Annotated in this window: 14 protein-coding genes and 1 tRNA gene; 7 read left to right on the top strand and 8 right to left on the bottom strand. The window is 69.2% G+C overall.

The window, feature by feature from the left end; genetic code table 11:
• Nucleotides 1-64: 64 nt before the first annotated feature.
• Nucleotides 65-1,051, bottom strand: coding sequence for a D-glycerate dehydrogenase (locus tag Q8Q88_RS04040; protein WP_305673915.1), 987 nt, complete (start codon nt 1,049-1,051; stop codon nt 65-67).
• Nucleotides 1,052-1,125: 74 nt separating this feature from the next.
• On the opposite strand from Q8Q88_RS04040, the gene Q8Q88_RS04035 reads away from it, so the two are divergent.
• The 4 genes from Q8Q88_RS04035 to Q8Q88_RS04020 all read left to right on the top strand — a co-directional run bounded on the left by Q8Q88_RS04035 (nt 1,126) and on the right by Q8Q88_RS04020 (nt 4,404).
• The gene (locus tag Q8Q88_RS04035) at nt 1,126-1,680 is read left to right on the top strand and encodes an SH3 domain-containing protein (RefSeq protein ID WP_305673914.1); all 555 of its coding nucleotides are present in this window, start codon (nt 1,126-1,128) and stop codon (nt 1,678-1,680) included.
• Nucleotides 1,681-1,771: 91 nt separating this feature from the next.
• Nucleotides 1,772-2,287 (top strand): 3-hydroxyacyl-[acyl-carrier-protein] dehydratase FabA, encoded by a 516-nt coding sequence (fabA, locus tag Q8Q88_RS04030; RefSeq protein ID WP_254835216.1) that lies wholly within the window; start codon nt 1,772-1,774, stop codon nt 2,285-2,287.
• A gap of 10 nt (nt 2,288-2,297) precedes the next feature.
• On the top strand, nt 2,298-3,509 hold the full coding sequence (gene fabB / locus Q8Q88_RS04025) for a beta-ketoacyl-ACP synthase I (protein ID WP_305673913.1): 1,212 nt from the start codon (nt 2,298-2,300) through the stop codon (nt 3,507-3,509).
• Between the two features lie 79 nt (nt 3,510-3,588).
• Nucleotides 3,589-4,404 (top strand): enoyl-ACP reductase, encoded by an 816-nt coding sequence (locus Q8Q88_RS04020; RefSeq protein WP_305673912.1) that lies wholly within the window; start codon nt 3,589-3,591, stop codon nt 4,402-4,404.
• On the opposite strand, the gene Q8Q88_RS04015 is transcribed toward Q8Q88_RS04020, so the two are convergent.
• The 3 genes from Q8Q88_RS04015 to Q8Q88_RS04005 are packed head-to-tail and all read right to left on the bottom strand — an operon-like array spanning nt 4,401 to nt 7,725.
• Entirely contained in the window at nt 4,401-5,009 is a 609-nt protein-coding gene (locus tag Q8Q88_RS04015; RefSeq protein ID WP_305673911.1) for a TetR/AcrR family transcriptional regulator, read from the bottom strand. The genes Q8Q88_RS04020 and Q8Q88_RS04015 overlap by 4 nt on opposite strands.
• On the bottom strand, nt 5,009-6,619 hold the full coding sequence (locus tag Q8Q88_RS04010) for a DHA2 family efflux MFS transporter permease subunit (protein WP_371129808.1): 1,611 nt from the start codon (nt 6,617-6,619) through the stop codon (nt 5,009-5,011). The genes Q8Q88_RS04015 and Q8Q88_RS04010 overlap by 1 nt, the downstream gene beginning before the upstream one ends.
• An 8-nt stretch (nt 6,620-6,627) precedes the next feature.
• Nucleotides 6,628-7,725 (bottom strand): HlyD family secretion protein, encoded by a 1,098-nt coding sequence (locus Q8Q88_RS04005; protein ID WP_305673910.1) that lies wholly within the window; start codon nt 7,723-7,725, stop codon nt 6,628-6,630.
• Nucleotides 7,726-7,877: 152 nt separating this feature from the next.
• Between Q8Q88_RS04005 and Q8Q88_RS04000 the strand changes: the two genes are divergently transcribed.
• The gene (locus tag Q8Q88_RS04000; RefSeq protein WP_305673909.1) at nt 7,878-9,131 is read left to right on the top strand and encodes a UbiH/UbiF/VisC/COQ6 family ubiquinone biosynthesis hydroxylase; all 1,254 of its coding nucleotides are present in this window, start codon (nt 7,878-7,880) and stop codon (nt 9,129-9,131) included.
• Between the two features lie 68 nt (nt 9,132-9,199).
• On the opposite strand, the gene Q8Q88_RS03995 is transcribed toward Q8Q88_RS04000, so the two are convergent.
• The 4 genes from Q8Q88_RS03995 to Q8Q88_RS03980 all read right to left on the bottom strand — a co-directional run bounded on the left by Q8Q88_RS03995 (nt 9,200) and on the right by Q8Q88_RS03980 (nt 11,590).
• Nucleotides 9,200-9,400: a Trm112 family protein gene (locus Q8Q88_RS03995; protein ID WP_254835224.1), complete on the bottom strand. Its 201-nt coding sequence runs from the start codon at nt 9,398-9,400 to the stop codon at nt 9,200-9,202.
• A 9-nt stretch (nt 9,401-9,409) separates the two neighbouring features.
• The gene (locus tag Q8Q88_RS03990) at nt 9,410-10,075 is read right to left on the bottom strand and encodes an LON peptidase substrate-binding domain-containing protein (RefSeq protein WP_305673908.1); all 666 of its coding nucleotides are present in this window, start codon (nt 10,073-10,075) and stop codon (nt 9,410-9,412) included.
• 8 nt (nt 10,076-10,083) lie between these two features.
• The gene (locus tag Q8Q88_RS03985; RefSeq protein ID WP_305673907.1) at nt 10,084-10,980 is read right to left on the bottom strand and encodes a co-chaperone YbbN; all 897 of its coding nucleotides are present in this window, start codon (nt 10,978-10,980) and stop codon (nt 10,084-10,086) included.
• A 97-nt stretch (nt 10,981-11,077) separates the two neighbouring features.
• Entirely contained in the window at nt 11,078-11,590 is a 513-nt protein-coding gene (locus Q8Q88_RS03980; protein WP_305673906.1) for a prolyl-tRNA synthetase associated domain-containing protein, read from the bottom strand.
• Nucleotides 11,591-11,665: 75 nt separating this feature from the next.
• Between Q8Q88_RS03980 and Q8Q88_RS03975 the strand changes: the two genes are divergently transcribed.
• Nucleotides 11,666-12,406 carry a DUF6065 family protein gene (locus Q8Q88_RS03975; protein ID WP_305673905.1) on the top strand — a complete coding sequence of 247 codons (741 nt, stop codon included), beginning with the start codon at nt 11,666-11,668 and terminating at the stop codon, nt 12,404-12,406.
• 100 nt (nt 12,407-12,506) lie between these two features.
• Nucleotides 12,507-12,581, top strand: a tRNA-Gly gene (locus Q8Q88_RS03970).
• The last annotated feature ends 65 nt before the right edge of the window (nt 12,582-12,646 follow it).

Genomic DNA, 12,646 nt, shown 5'->3' with positions numbered 1-12,646 from the left:
ACAACTCCGAGTAGTATCCCGGAGCGTCGAGTCCCTGGTCAAGCTTGTTCGACGGCGCGCGCGCCTACAGCATCGAGACCAGCACCCGGTCCGGCGGCCGGTGGCCGTCCATCCAGGTCTTGAGGTTGATGATCACCTTCTCGCCCATGTCGGTGCGGGCCTCGACCGTGGCCGAGCCCAGGTGGGGCAGCAGGACGGCGTTGGGCAGCTTGAGCAGCTTGGGATTGATCGCCGGTTCGAACTCGAACACGTCCAGGCCGGCGCCGCCGATGGCGCCCTGGGTCAGCAGATCGGTCAGCGCCCCCTCGTCGATGATCTCACCGCGGGCGGTGTTGACCACGATGGCGTGGGGCTGCAGCAGCTTCAGCCGCCGGGCCGAAAGCAGGTGGTAGGTGGCCGGGGTATGGGGGCAGTTGACCGAAATGATGTCCATCCGGGCCAGCATCTGGTCGAGGCTCTCCCAGTAGGTGGCCTCCAGCTCCTCGGCGATCAGGTGACTGACCGGCTTGCGGTTATGGTAGTGGATCTGCATCCCGAAGGCCCGCGCCCGGCGGGCCACCGCCTGGCCGATCCGGCCCATGCCGATGATCCCCAGTCGCTTGCCGTTGACCCGGCGGCCCATCATCCAGGTGGGGGTCCATCCCGTGAAATGGCCGGCCTGGACCACATTGGCCCCCTCCACGATCCGACGCGAGACCGCCATGATCAGGGCCATGGTGAGGTCGGCGGTGTCTTCGGTCAGCACGCCCGGCGTATTGGTCACCGCTATGCCGCGGGCGTTGGCGGCGGCCACGTCGATGTGATCGACCCCCATGCCGAAATTGGCGATCAGCTTGAGCTTGTCGCCGGCCTCGGCGATCAGGTCGGCGTCGATCCGGTCGGTGATGGTGGGCACCAGGGCGTCGGCGCGCTTCACCGCGTCGACCAGGGCCGCGCGGCTCATGGGCGCGTCGTCGAGGTTGAGCTCGGTGTCGAACAACTCGCGCATCCGGGTCTCCACCACATCGGGGAGTCGGCGGGTGACGATGACTTTCGGCTTGCGGGCGGCCATGGGCGTCTGAAAGGAATCTTTAACTGCGCGCGGCGCGCTTTGAGTTGTTAGCAGGAACCTCTAGCAAAGCCCCCATGGACGGCCAAGGCGAGCCTCAACTGATCGAGCGTAACAATTGGGCGGCGCCTGTCCTGGCGGCGGCGCTGGTGCTGGCCCTTTCCTGCCTGCCGGCGCGGGCGGCGGAGCGGGCGACCCCGTCCGGCTATCCCGTGCCCCGCTATATCACCCTGAAGTTCGACCAGGTCTATGCCCGGGCCGGTCCCGGCGAGGATCACCGCCTGCTCTGGGTCTACCGGGTGAAGGGCCTGCCCGTGCAGGTGGTGGCGGAAAACAGCGAGTGGCGGCGGATCTGCGATCCGTCCGGCGGCATGGCCTGGGTGCACAAGCGCCTGACCGACGGGCGGCGCAATGTGCTGGTGGCGCAAGGGTCGCCGGTGGCGATCCGCAAGAAGCCCAAGGCCGAGGCCGAGATCGTCGCCTATCTGAACCCGAGATCGATGGCCGCGTTGAACCGGTGCGAAAAGGGCTGGTGCAAGGTCAAGCTGGACGGCGCCGCGGGCTGGACGCCGGCCCGCGGGCTCTGGGGCGTGTCCGACGCCCTGCAATGCAAGGCGCCTGCGCGCCGTTGACCTCCCTGGCGTTGAGCAACGGCGTCGGCTCTGCTAGGGCCTGACCGTCACATTTCACCGGCCCACCGGGCCGCCGCCAAGAAAGCCGACCATGAGCCAGGGTGTGAAGGCCAAGGACCACTACAGTTTCGAGGAGCTGATGGCCTGCGCCCGCGGCGAGATGTTCGGCCCGGGCAACGCCCAGCTGCCGGCCCCGCCGATGCTGCTGTTCGACCGCATCATCGAGATCACCGACGAGGGCGGGGCGCACGGCAAGGGCCGGATCGAGGCCGAGTTCGACATCAATCCCGCCCTCTGGTTCTTCGACTGCCACTTCATCAACGACCCGGTCATGCCGGGCAGCCTGGGCCTCGACGCCCTGTGGCAGCTGGTCGGCTTCTACCTCGGCTGGATCGGCGGCAAGGGCCGCGGCCGGGCGCTGGGTTGCGGCGAGGTGAAGTTCGGCGGCGAGGTGACGCCCTCGATCAAGAAGGTCACCTACAAGGTCGAGATGAAGCGGGTCATCAACCGTCGCCTGGTCATGGGCATCGGCGACGGGGTGTTGGAAGCTGACGGCGAACCCATCTACTGGGCTCAGGATCTGCGCGTCGGCCTCTATCAGCGGTAAGGAACGTAGCATGCGCCGCGTCGTCGTCACCGGGATCGGCATCGTCTCGTCGATCGGAAACAACGCCAACGAGGTCCTGGCCTCGCTGCGCGAAGCCAAGTCGGGCGTGAGCGCCGCGCCCGAATATGCCGAGCTGGGCTTCCGCTCGCAGGTCCACGCCGCCCCCGCCATCGAGTGGGAGAGCATGGTCGACCGCCGCGCCGCCCGGTTCCTGGCCCAGGGCACGGCCTTCGGCCACATCGCGATGGAACAGGCCATCGCTGATTCCGGTCTCACGGAGGGCGAGGTCTCCCACGAGAAGACCGGCCTGATCGTCGGCGCGGGCGGACCGTCCACCAGGGCGATCGTCGAGGCGGCGCACACCGCCAAGGAGCGCGGCCCCAAGCGGGTTGGACCCTTCGCGGTGCCCAAGGCGATGTGCTCGGGCGCCTCGGCGACGCTCGCCACCTGGTTCAAGATCAAGGGCCTGAACTTCTCGATCTCCTCGGCCTGCGCCACCTCCACCCACTGCATTGGCACCGGCTACGAGCAGATCCTGATGGGCAAGCAGGACATCGTCTTCGCCGGCGGGACCGAGGAGCTGGACTGGACCCTGTCGGTGCTGTTCGACGCCATGGGCGCCATGAGCTCCAACTTCAACGACAAGCCCTCCACCGCCAGCCGCGCCTATGACGTGGCGCGCGACGGCTTCGTGATCGCCGGCGGGGCCGGGATCGTGGTGCTGGAAGATTACGAGCGCGCCAAGGCCCGCGGGGCCAAGATCTACGGCGAGATCGTCGGCTACGCCGCCAATTCCGACGGATTCGACATGGTCGCCCCGTCCGGCGAGGGCGCGGTGCGCTGCATGCGCCTGGCCCTGGAAGGCGCTGGCAATCGCAGCGTCGACTATCTCAACCCTCACGGCACCTCGACACCGGTAGGGGATTCCAAGGAGATGGGCGCTGTGCGCGAGGTGTTCGGCGCCAAGCCGCCGCTGATCTCGTCGACCAAGTCGCTGACCGGCCACAGCCTGGGGGCGGCCGGGGCGCAGGAGGCGATCTACTCGCTGCTGATGCTCAACAACGGCTTCGCCGCCAAGAGCGCCCACATCGAAAACCTTGATCCGGAGTTCGCCGACCTGCCCATCCTGCTGGAACGCAAGGACGTCGAGTTGCAGACGGTGATGTCCAACAGCTTCGGCTTCGGCGGCACAAACGGCTGCCTGGTGATGGCGAAGGTCTAGGGCCGCTCACGCGAACGCGGGTTGCGCAGCTTCGCCGCCCCGTCCACAAACCCGCACGAAAAACGCGAGGGAGACGCGCATGGCCAAGGATGGCTGGGACTTGCCCACGGGCGAGCTGATGAAGGGCAAGAAGGGCGTCGTGATCGGCGTGGCCAATCACGACTCGATCGCCTGGGGGATCGCCTCGCAACTCGCCGCCCAGGGCGCCGAGATGGCCCTCTTCCACCTGCCTGGCATGGAGCGCCGGGTGCAGCCGCTAGGCGAGAGCATCGGCGTCAAGACCATCGTGCCGGTGGACGTGACGCAAGACGACCAGATGGACGCGGCCTTCGCCGCCGCCGAGCAGGCCTTCGGGACCATCGACTTCTTCGTCCACGCCATCGCCTACGCCCCGCGCGACCAGATCAAGGGCAGCTTCGTGGACAACGCCAGCCGCGAGGGCTTCCTGCAGGCCATGGACATCTCGGCCTACAGCTTCGTCGACTGCGCCCGGCGCGCCGAGAAGCTGATGCCCAACGGCGGCTCGATCATCTGCCTGACCTATATGGGCTCGGAGCGGGCCATCCCGAACTACAACACCATGGGAGTGGCCAAGGCCGCCCTGGAGGCGGCTTGCCGCTATGTGGCCCGCGACCTCGGCCCCAAGGGCATTCGTGTCAACGCCTTGTCACCCGGCGCCATGCGCACCCTGTCCCTGGCCGGGATCTCCGGCGGCAAGGGGATGCTGTCCAAGGGCCGCGACCTCTCGGCCATGAAGCAGGACACCTCCATGGAGGGGGTGGCCGGGGCCGCGCTGTGGCTGCTGTCGGACCTCGGCCGCTCGACGACTGGCGAGCTGATCCATGTGGACGCCGGCTTCCACATGATGGGCTTCACCGAGGATGAAGAAGGCTAGTCGGCATAGGCCTTCATGAACCGCCGCGCCGCCTCGCAGGCGATGCGGTCTATCTCGCCGGCCTCCAGGTCGCGGCCGACACCGAGCAGGTGGGCGATCTGGTGCACGCCGATGACCATGCCGGCGAAGAACTCCGCCGCCAGGGCCGGATCGTCCACCGCCATTCGGCCGGCGGCGGTCTCGAACTCCAGGAACCGGGCCAGGCGACGGCGGGAGGTGACGGGGCCGGCCTCATAGAAGGCCCGCGCCAGGTCGGGCAGGTCGATGGCGCCTTGCACCGTCATGCGCAGCATGGAAGTCCCGCGCGGTTTCATCACCGCCTCGATCATCACCCGGCCGAAGGCGGCCAGCGCCTCCTCGGGATGCTCCTCCGCGCCGGGGACCAGCAGGGGGGCGGTGATCTCGGCCACGCGGCGGGCGACGATGGCGCGCATCAGCTCGGCCTTGGAGCCATAGCGGTTGTAGACGGTCTGCTTGGAGACCCCGGCCCGGCGGGCGACCTGGTCCATGGAGGCCGACAGCCCGCGCTCGCCGAACACCATGGCGGCGGCGTCGAGTATGGCCTCGGTCTTGGCCGGGTCGATCTGTCCGGCGAGGCGCGGCATCAATGGCCTCCTGGGCGGACGACGGCGGCCTTGGCCGGCTTGGCCAGGACGCCCAGCGCGGCGGCGGCGGCGCAGGCCAGGGCCAGGAAGGCGAAACCGTCGGCGAAGCCCATGACGCTCGCCTCCCGCCGCAGCATCATGCCGAGCGCCTTGTTCGCCGCGCCCTCCGGATCGGCCATGCCGCGCTCCCTCATCATGCCGGTCAGGCCTTCCACCATGCCCTGGGCGGCCGGGCTGGCGCTGGTCACAGCCGCCGAGAGGTCGCCCAGGTGGACGGCGGTCTGGTGGCTGAGCACCGTGGTCAGCAGGGCCATGCCCACCGCCCCGCCGACATTGCGCAACAGGTTCACCAGGCCCGAGGCGTCCTTCATCATCGAGGGCGGCAGGGTGGAGACCGAGAGCTGGGAGGCCGCGATCATCGCGGTCATGACCCCCATGCCCCGGAACACCTGCAGCACCGCGAAGTCCCAGAACCCCCAGTCGGCGGTGACGTAGGAGCCCAGGCCGATCCCGTAGGCGGTCACGCCGAAGCCCACCACCAGGGGAATGCGGGCGTCCAGGGCGCGGACCATGCGGCCGGCCACCGGCGCCATGGCGAACATGACCAGGCCGGAGACCAGCATGGTGGTCCCGACCTCGGCGGCGTTGTAGCGCAGCACCTGGCCCAGGAAGAGCGGCAGGATGAAGGTGCCGCCGAACAGCCCGGCCCCAGCCACGAAGTTCATCACCGCGCCCAGGGCGAAGTTGCGGTCCTGGAACGGCTTCAGCGACACGATGGGCTGGTGGTAGCTGAGCTGCCGCAGGATGAAGCTCGCGCCGGTGAGCGCGGCGAGAAGGGTCAGGCCCAGGATCAGCTCGTCGTCGAACCAGCTCTCGCTGGCGCCCTCCTCCAGCACGTACTGCATCGAGAGCAGCGCCACCGTCATCAGCACCAGCCCGAGCCAGTCGACGCCCTTGCCGAACCGGGGATCGCCCCGATCGAAGTCGGCGTAGCGCGAGACCAGGAACATCACCACCAGCCCGATGGGCGCGTTGATGAAGAACAGCCAGCGCCAGGACAGGGCGTCGGTCAGGTGGCCGCCGAGGGTTGGCCCGACCGTGGGGGCGAGCGTCACCACCAGGCCGAACACCACATTGGCGGTGACCCGCCGCTCCTGGGGGAAGACCGTCATGGCCGTGGCGAAGGCGGCCGGGATCATCGCGCCCGCCGCCAGGCCCTGCAGCGTGCGCGTCAGGATCATCATCTCGATATTGGTCGAGAAGCCGGTGAGGATGGAGGTGACGATGAAGGCGCCGCAGGCCCAGACATAGACTGTCCGGGTGCTCCACATCTTCGAGAGGTAGGCGGTCAGCGGAATGATCACCACCTCGGCCAGCAGGTAGCTGGTCTGCACCCAGCTGATCTCGTCGGCGGTGGCGCCGATCCCCGCCTGGATCTGCGAGAGCGAGGCCGCGACGATCTGGATGTCCAGCACGGCCATGAACTGGCCCAGCACCATGCCGCCGAAGCCCAGGAAGACCGCGATCCAGTTGACCTCGCCCGACGGCTTGCGATGACGCACCAGCGGATCGGCGTCGTGGGCTCCGTGGGGCAGGGCTTCGAGGGCCACGGGACGGCCTAGCGGGAGACGCCGTGGCGGGCGTATTGCGGCGCGGCGCTGGTCTCGGCGAAGCTGGGGCCCGTGTCGGCGGTGACGTCGACCTTGACCTGGACCGAAAGGCCCGGCCGCAGGGCGCCGGCCAGGGGCGATGTGGGATCGACAACGATCTTCACCGGCAGGCGCTGGGCGATCTTGGTGAAGTTGCCGACGGCGTTCTCCACCGGGATCATGGCGAATTCCGAGCCCGTGGCCGGAGCGAAGCTGTCGATGCGCCCGGGAATGACCTGCTTGCCGAAGGCGTCGGCGCGGATGGTCACCGGCTGGCCGATGCGCAGGCGCGAGACCTGGGTCTCCTTGAAATTGGCCACCACATAGGCCTCGCCCAGCGGCACCACGCTCATCAGGGCCGAGCCTGGCCGCACATACTGGCCAGGGCGGACGGCGCGGGCGCCGATCACGCCCGCCACCGGCGCGCGGATCTCGGTGCGGTCGAGGTCGAGACGGGCCTGATCGACGGCGGCGTGGGCCGCCTGGGCCTGGGCCTGGGTCTGGGCGCGGGCCGAGCCCAGGGAGGCGGCGGAGCGGCGTTCGGCCTCCAGGGTGGCGCGGGCCTCGGCGACGCCCGCCGTGGCCTGGCTGGCGGCGGCGCGGGCGGACTGGGCGCGCTGGGGCGAGACCCAGCCCTGGTTGGCGAGCGTCCCGTAGCGGGCGAGTTCGGCCTGGGCCATCTGCGACTGCGCATCGGCGCTTTGCACGCCGGCGGCCTTCTGGGCGATCATGGCCTGTTCCAGCCGCGCCTTGTCGTCCACCCCGCGGACGGCGGCGTCCAGGGCCGCGGCGTTGGCCTCGGCCTGGGCCAGGCGCGCCTTCAGCGGCGCGGCGTCCAGCCGGACCAGGACCTGGCCCGCGGCGACCCGGGCGTTGTCGCCCACCAGCACCTCAGCGACATAGCCGTCGACCTGGGGCGCGACCGTGACCTTGTCGGCCTCGACGAAGGCGTTGTCGGTGTTCTCGTGCTTCTGCTTGTCGACCCACCACAGACCGCCGCCAACAATGATGACGGCCACCACCAGGGACGCCGCGGCGATGGGGACGAGGTTCTTCGGAAGGGCCATCGGGTGAGCTCGAAAAGGGGCAAACAGACAAAGGTCAAAATTGCTCGCGGGCCGGCGGCCCGGGCGCGGTAATGCACCATACTTAAAGTGGACGGGTTGGTCCAAAAATCAACCCGCTTGGCGCCGGCCCCTGAACATCGGCATATCCGCCCATGGTTGAGAGCTACGATGCGGACGTGATCATCGCCGGCGCGGGCATGGCCGGCGCGACCCTGGCCCTGGCGCTGGAGAGCGGCGGCCTGACCCCGATCCTGATCGATCCCATCGTCTTCGACGCCCAGCTGGCGCCCACCTTCGACGGGCGCGCCTCGGCCATCGCCTTCGCCGCCTTCCGCCAGTGGCGGACGCTGGGCCTGGCCGCCGACATCGAACCCCACGCCCAGCGGATCGAGCAGATCCTGGTCACCGACGGGACCTCGCCGGGCGCCGCGGCCGGCGGGCCCAGCCCCTTCTACCTGCGGTTCGATTCCGCCGAGATCGCCGAGCGTTCGGACGGCGAGCCTCTCGGCTACATGCTGGAGAACCGCCGCACCCGCGCCGCCCTGGCCGCCGCGGTGGGCCGGGCCGGGATCGAGGTCCTGGCCCCGGCCAAGGTCGCCTCCGTCGCCCTTGAGCCCCGCGCCGCGCGGGTCACCCTGGAGGACGGCCGGGAACTGACCGCCCCACTGGTGGTGGGCGCCGAGGGCCGAGGCTCGGTGGTGCGGCGCGAGGCTGGGATCGGCGTGGTCGGCTGGGACTATTCCCAGACCGGGGTGGTGGCCACCGTGCGCCTGGCCAGGCCGCACCAGGGCGTGGCCCACGAATATTTCCTGCCTGGCGGTCCCTTCGCCATCCTGCCGCTGACCGACGATCGGGCGAGCCTGGTCTGGACAGAGCCCACGGCGCGCGCAGCGGCGCTGAAGTCCGCGCGGCCGGAGGTGTTCCACGCCCACCTGCAGCGCCGGTTCGGCGACCTGCTGGGCGAGGCGACCCTGGACGGGCCGGTGTTCAGCTATCCCCTGTCGCTGCAGCTCGCCGAGCGGCTGACGGGCCCAAGGGCCGCCCTGCTGGGCGACGCGGCCCACGGCATCCACCCCATCGCCGGCCAGGGGCTGAACCTGGGCCTGAAGGGCGCCGCGGCCCTGGCCGAGGTGTTGGTGGAGGCCTCGCGCCTGGGCGAGGACATCGGCTCGGAGCTGGTGCTGGAACGTTATGCCCGCTGGCGAAGTTTCGACACCGTGATGCTGGCCGCCGCCACCGACGTCTTCACCCGGCTGTTCTCCAACGACCATCCGCTGCTGCGGCTGGCGCGGGGCGCGGGCATGGCGGCGGTCAACCGCATCGCCCCGGCCCGCCGCTTCTTCATGCACGACGCCGGCGGCGCGCTGGGGGATTTGCCAAGGCTGCTGCGCGGCGAGGCGTTGTAGGGTCCCAACGTTCGTCATCCTCCGGTCAGCCGCAGGCTGACGAGCGTGGGGTGGGGTCGCCGTGGCCCCTAGCCGATCTCCCGCGCCTCTTCCGGCAGCATGATCGGTACGCCGTCGCGGATCGGATAGGCGAGCTTGGCGCCCTTGGAGATCAGTTCGCCGGCCTTGCGGTCATAGGTCAGCGGCCCGTGGGTCACCGGGCAGACCAGCACCTCCAGCAGGCGCGGATCGACCTCGACGGTCAGGGAGAGGGGCACGGAAGAAGTCATGGGCGACCTCTACTGCATCGAGTGCGGCTCGTCATCGTCGCCCTCCAGGGAATCGATCTCCAGCAGGGCCGTCAGCGCGTCGCAGCGCTCCAGCATGCCGGGCGCCTCCAGCAGGGCCTGCTTCTCGGCGGGCTCGAAGGGCAGGCCCATGGCCAGGCTGGTGACCAGGGCCTCCAGCGGCGCGGTCTCGGCGGTCTCCCAGTCGATGTCCAGCTCGCGGCGGTTCAGGTAGCGTTTGAGCGCGGCGGCGAACCGGCGGCGGTCGAAGGCCGGGATGTCGGCCTCTTCGTCCACCATGTCCTCGGCGAAGGTCTCGAAGGCGGCGCGGACCTGGCGATAGGGGGTGCGGACCGGCACCTCGGCGCCCACGGCGAAGCGGCAGACCCCGGTGAGCGTGATCAGGTAGCGGCCGTCGGAGGTCTCCGAGAAGCTGGTGATCCGCCCCGCGCAACCGACGCTGGCCAGGTTTGGCCGCGCCCGCTCGCCGCCGGCCCGGGTCTGGACCATGCCGATCATCCGGTCGCCGGCCATGACGTCGTCGATCATGTTGAGATAGCGCGGCTCGAAGATCTGCAGCGGCAGGTCGCCGCCGGGCAGCAGCAGGGCGCCGTCCAGCGGGAAGACCGGGATGACCTGGGGCAGGTCGGCGGCTCGACGATAGGGCGCGGCCGGCATCTTCAGCCTCACGAGAACAGGATCGAGGACAGCCGCCGCCGCCCCGTCCGGGTGATGTCGGAGCCGGCCCCGGCGGCCTCGAAGATGGTGATCAGCTGCTTGCGGGCCGCGTCCTCGTTCCAGGTGCGGTCGGCGGCGATGATGTGCAGCAGGTGGTCGCTGGCCTGGGCCCAGGCCCCGTGGCCGGCCAGGGCCTTGGCGATCTCATAGCGGGCCTCGTGGTCGGTCGGGTCCTTGGCCAGGCGCTGTTCGAACTCGGTGGTCTCGGCGGGCGCCTCCTGGGCGAGCGCGAGGGCGGCGCGGACGCTGTCGAGGTCGGGGTCCCTGGCCTCGGGCGGCGCCATGGCGGCGATATCCCTGGCCCGTTCCGGATCGCCGCCCGTGAGGTAACAACGGGCGAGGCCGCCCAGGGCCTTCACATTGGCCGGGTCGGCCTGCAGCACCTGGGCGTAGGCCTGGGCCGCTCCGCCTACGTCGCCGACCTCCATCGACTCCTTGGCCATGGCCAGCAGTTCGTCGGTCTCGTTGGCCGGCGCCTGGCCGGCGATGCGGTCGACGAACTGCTTCACCTGGCTGTCGGGCAGGGCGCCCATGAAGCCGTCCACCGGCTTGCCGCCGACGAAGGCGAACACCGCCGGGATCGACTGCACCCTAAGCTGGCCGGCGAACTGCGGGTTCTTGTCGATGTCGACCTTGACCAGCTTGACCTTGCCCTTGGCGGCGAGGACGGCCTTCTCGATCGAGGGGCCGAGCTGGCGGCAGGGGCCGCACCAGGTGGCCCAGAAGTCGACGATGACCGGGGTGTCCTTGGAGGCCTCGATGACGTCGGCCACGAAGCTGGCGTCGGTTCCGTCCTTGATCAGGTCGGCGGCGGCATGGGGCGCGGTTTCGCCGATCAGGCTCATGGCGGTGTTTCCCGTCTTGTCTCTACCCAGGCCCACAACGCGCCTGGCGGCTAAAATGGTCCCTTCCGGCGCGCTCTTCAACGCCGCTCAGGGTCGCTCAGGCATCCTCGACCACGGCCATGGCCGCGAAGTCCACCACCAGGGGGGTGATCCCCAGCGCCGCCAGGAACCGGCGGAAGCCCGCCTTGGACACTCCGGTGGTGGCGGTGTTCTCCAACGGATGGAAGTTCACCCGTTCGGCCGCGGCCAGGTCGCGATCCAGCACGAAGCTGACGGCGCGGGCCGTATCATTGATCAGGGCGAAGGCGGTGACCGATCCCGGCGTCACGCCCAGGGTCGCCTCCATCAGCTCCGCATTGCCGAACGACAGCCGGGCCGAGCCGATCACGGTGTGCAGGCGCTTGAGGTCGATCTGGGCGTGCTCATGGGCCGAGATCAGCCACAGCCGGGCCTTGGCGTCCTTCAGGAACAGGTTCTTGGTGTGGGCGCCCTCGATATTGTCCTTGAGGCCCGGCGCCTCGCCCACCCGGAACACCGCCTGGTGCTCGACGGTGGCGTGGTCGATCCCCTGGGCGTCGAAGAAGGCGAGCAGGTCGGCGCGGGTTTTCATGATCTCCTGATTAGCGAACTGGACGCGGGCGCGACAGCCGCTCTAGACCTGATCTTCAGTTTGCTGGAGGAGCCCATGGAGCTCGAGTGCTACCCCACCGCCGAGCGCCCGCCGGAAATCGTGCCGGGCCGCCCGCAGCGCGCCTGGATGGACCGGTTCTCCGACCGCCATCCCTATCGCTGCCTGCCGCTCAGCATGGCCAACACCACCGGATGGGAGATCCTCTGCCCCATGGCCTTCACCGCCGAATGGAACGGCGGGCTGATGCAGAGCGACATAACGTTGACCTCCGACCGGCCCAATCCGGATTTCCACAACTTCGTGAAGACCCATTTCAGCCATGGGGTGCTGACCTTCCACCCGGGCTACCTGTTCCGCACCCCGCCGGGCTGGTCGATGATCGCCCAGGGGCCGCCCAACCACATCAAGGACGGCATCCAGCCCCTGGCCGGCCTGGTGGAGACCGACTGGCTGCCCTTCCCCTTCACCATGAACTGGATCTTCACCCGGCCGGGCAAGGTGCGCTTCGAGAAGGGCGAGCCGTTCTGCTTCATCACGCTCACCCAGGATCGCCAGCTCGCGGAGTTCCAGCCGGTGATCAAGCCGATGGCGCGCAACCCCGAACTGCGCGAGCAGTACGACACCTGGGAAAAGCACCGTAGCGAGTTCAACAAGCGCATCTTCCGCGCCGATCCGGACGCCACCAAGGAGGCCTGGCAGCGGTTCTACTTCAAGGGCGAGTTCCCCGAAGAGGTCGCCGAGGCCCCCAAGGACCACGTGAACAAGCGCCGCCTGAAGGCCCCCAGATTCACCTAGGCGGATTTGACCCCATGAGGGGTGTTGCAATGGGTCGGACCCTCTGCCATAAGCCCGCTCTCGATTTTCGGGCGGCCGGTCTTCCGGCCTCTCGCGGATTGCGGGCGTAGCTCAGTGGTAGAGCACAACCTTGCCAAGGTTGGGGTCGAGAGTTCGAATCTCTTCGCCCGCTCCAATTTCCTCCAGGAAGTTGCAGCGATCAAAGCGGTCCTTCGGGGCCGCTTTTTGCGTTCCGGTCAG

Source organism: Phenylobacterium sp. (assembly GCF_030697925.1).
GTDB lineage: Bacteria > Pseudomonadota > Alphaproteobacteria > Caulobacterales > Caulobacteraceae > Phenylobacterium.
Note: the sequence above shows the minus strand (reverse complement) of the source record. Positions and strands in the feature narration are given on the sequence as shown.

Excerpts from the sequence above, each read along its gene's own strand:
- Q8Q88_RS03995 (WP_254835224.1), bottom strand. The coding sequence starts at position 9,400 with ATGACTTCTTCCGTGCCCCTCTCCCTGACCGTCGAGGTCGATCCGCGC.
- Q8Q88_RS03975 (WP_305673905.1), top strand. The coding sequence starts at position 11,666 with ATGGAGCTCGAGTGCTACCCCACCGCCGAGCGCCCGCCGGAAATCGTG.
- Q8Q88_RS03985 (WP_305673907.1), bottom strand. The coding sequence starts at position 10,980 with ATGAGCCTGATCGGCGAAACCGCGCCCCATGCCGCCGCCGACCTGATC.
- Q8Q88_RS04040 (WP_305673915.1), bottom strand. The coding sequence starts at position 1,051 with ATGGCCGCCCGCAAGCCGAAAGTCATCGTCACCCGCCGACTCCCCGAT.
- fabA (WP_254835216.1), top strand. The coding sequence starts at position 1,772 with ATGAGCCAGGGTGTGAAGGCCAAGGACCACTACAGTTTCGAGGAGCTG.
- Q8Q88_RS04015 (WP_305673911.1), bottom strand. The coding sequence starts at position 5,009 with ATGCCGCGCCTCGCCGGACAGATCGACCCGGCCAAGACCGAGGCCATA.
- Q8Q88_RS04020 (WP_305673912.1), top strand. The coding sequence starts at position 3,589 with ATGGCCAAGGATGGCTGGGACTTGCCCACGGGCGAGCTGATGAAGGGC.
- Q8Q88_RS04000 (WP_305673909.1), top strand. The coding sequence starts at position 7,878 with ATGGTTGAGAGCTACGATGCGGACGTGATCATCGCCGGCGCGGGCATG.
- Q8Q88_RS03990 (WP_305673908.1), bottom strand. The coding sequence starts at position 10,075 with ATGCCGGCCGCGCCCTATCGTCGAGCCGCCGACCTGCCCCAGGTCATC.
- Q8Q88_RS03980 (WP_305673906.1), bottom strand. The coding sequence starts at position 11,590 with ATGAAAACCCGCGCCGACCTGCTCGCCTTCTTCGACGCCCAGGGGATC.
- fabB (WP_305673913.1), top strand. The coding sequence starts at position 2,298 with ATGCGCCGCGTCGTCGTCACCGGGATCGGCATCGTCTCGTCGATCGGA.
- Q8Q88_RS04035 (WP_305673914.1), top strand. The coding sequence starts at position 1,126 with ATGGACGGCCAAGGCGAGCCTCAACTGATCGAGCGTAACAATTGGGCG.
- Q8Q88_RS04005 (WP_305673910.1), bottom strand. The coding sequence starts at position 7,725 with ATGGCCCTTCCGAAGAACCTCGTCCCCATCGCCGCGGCGTCCCTGGTG.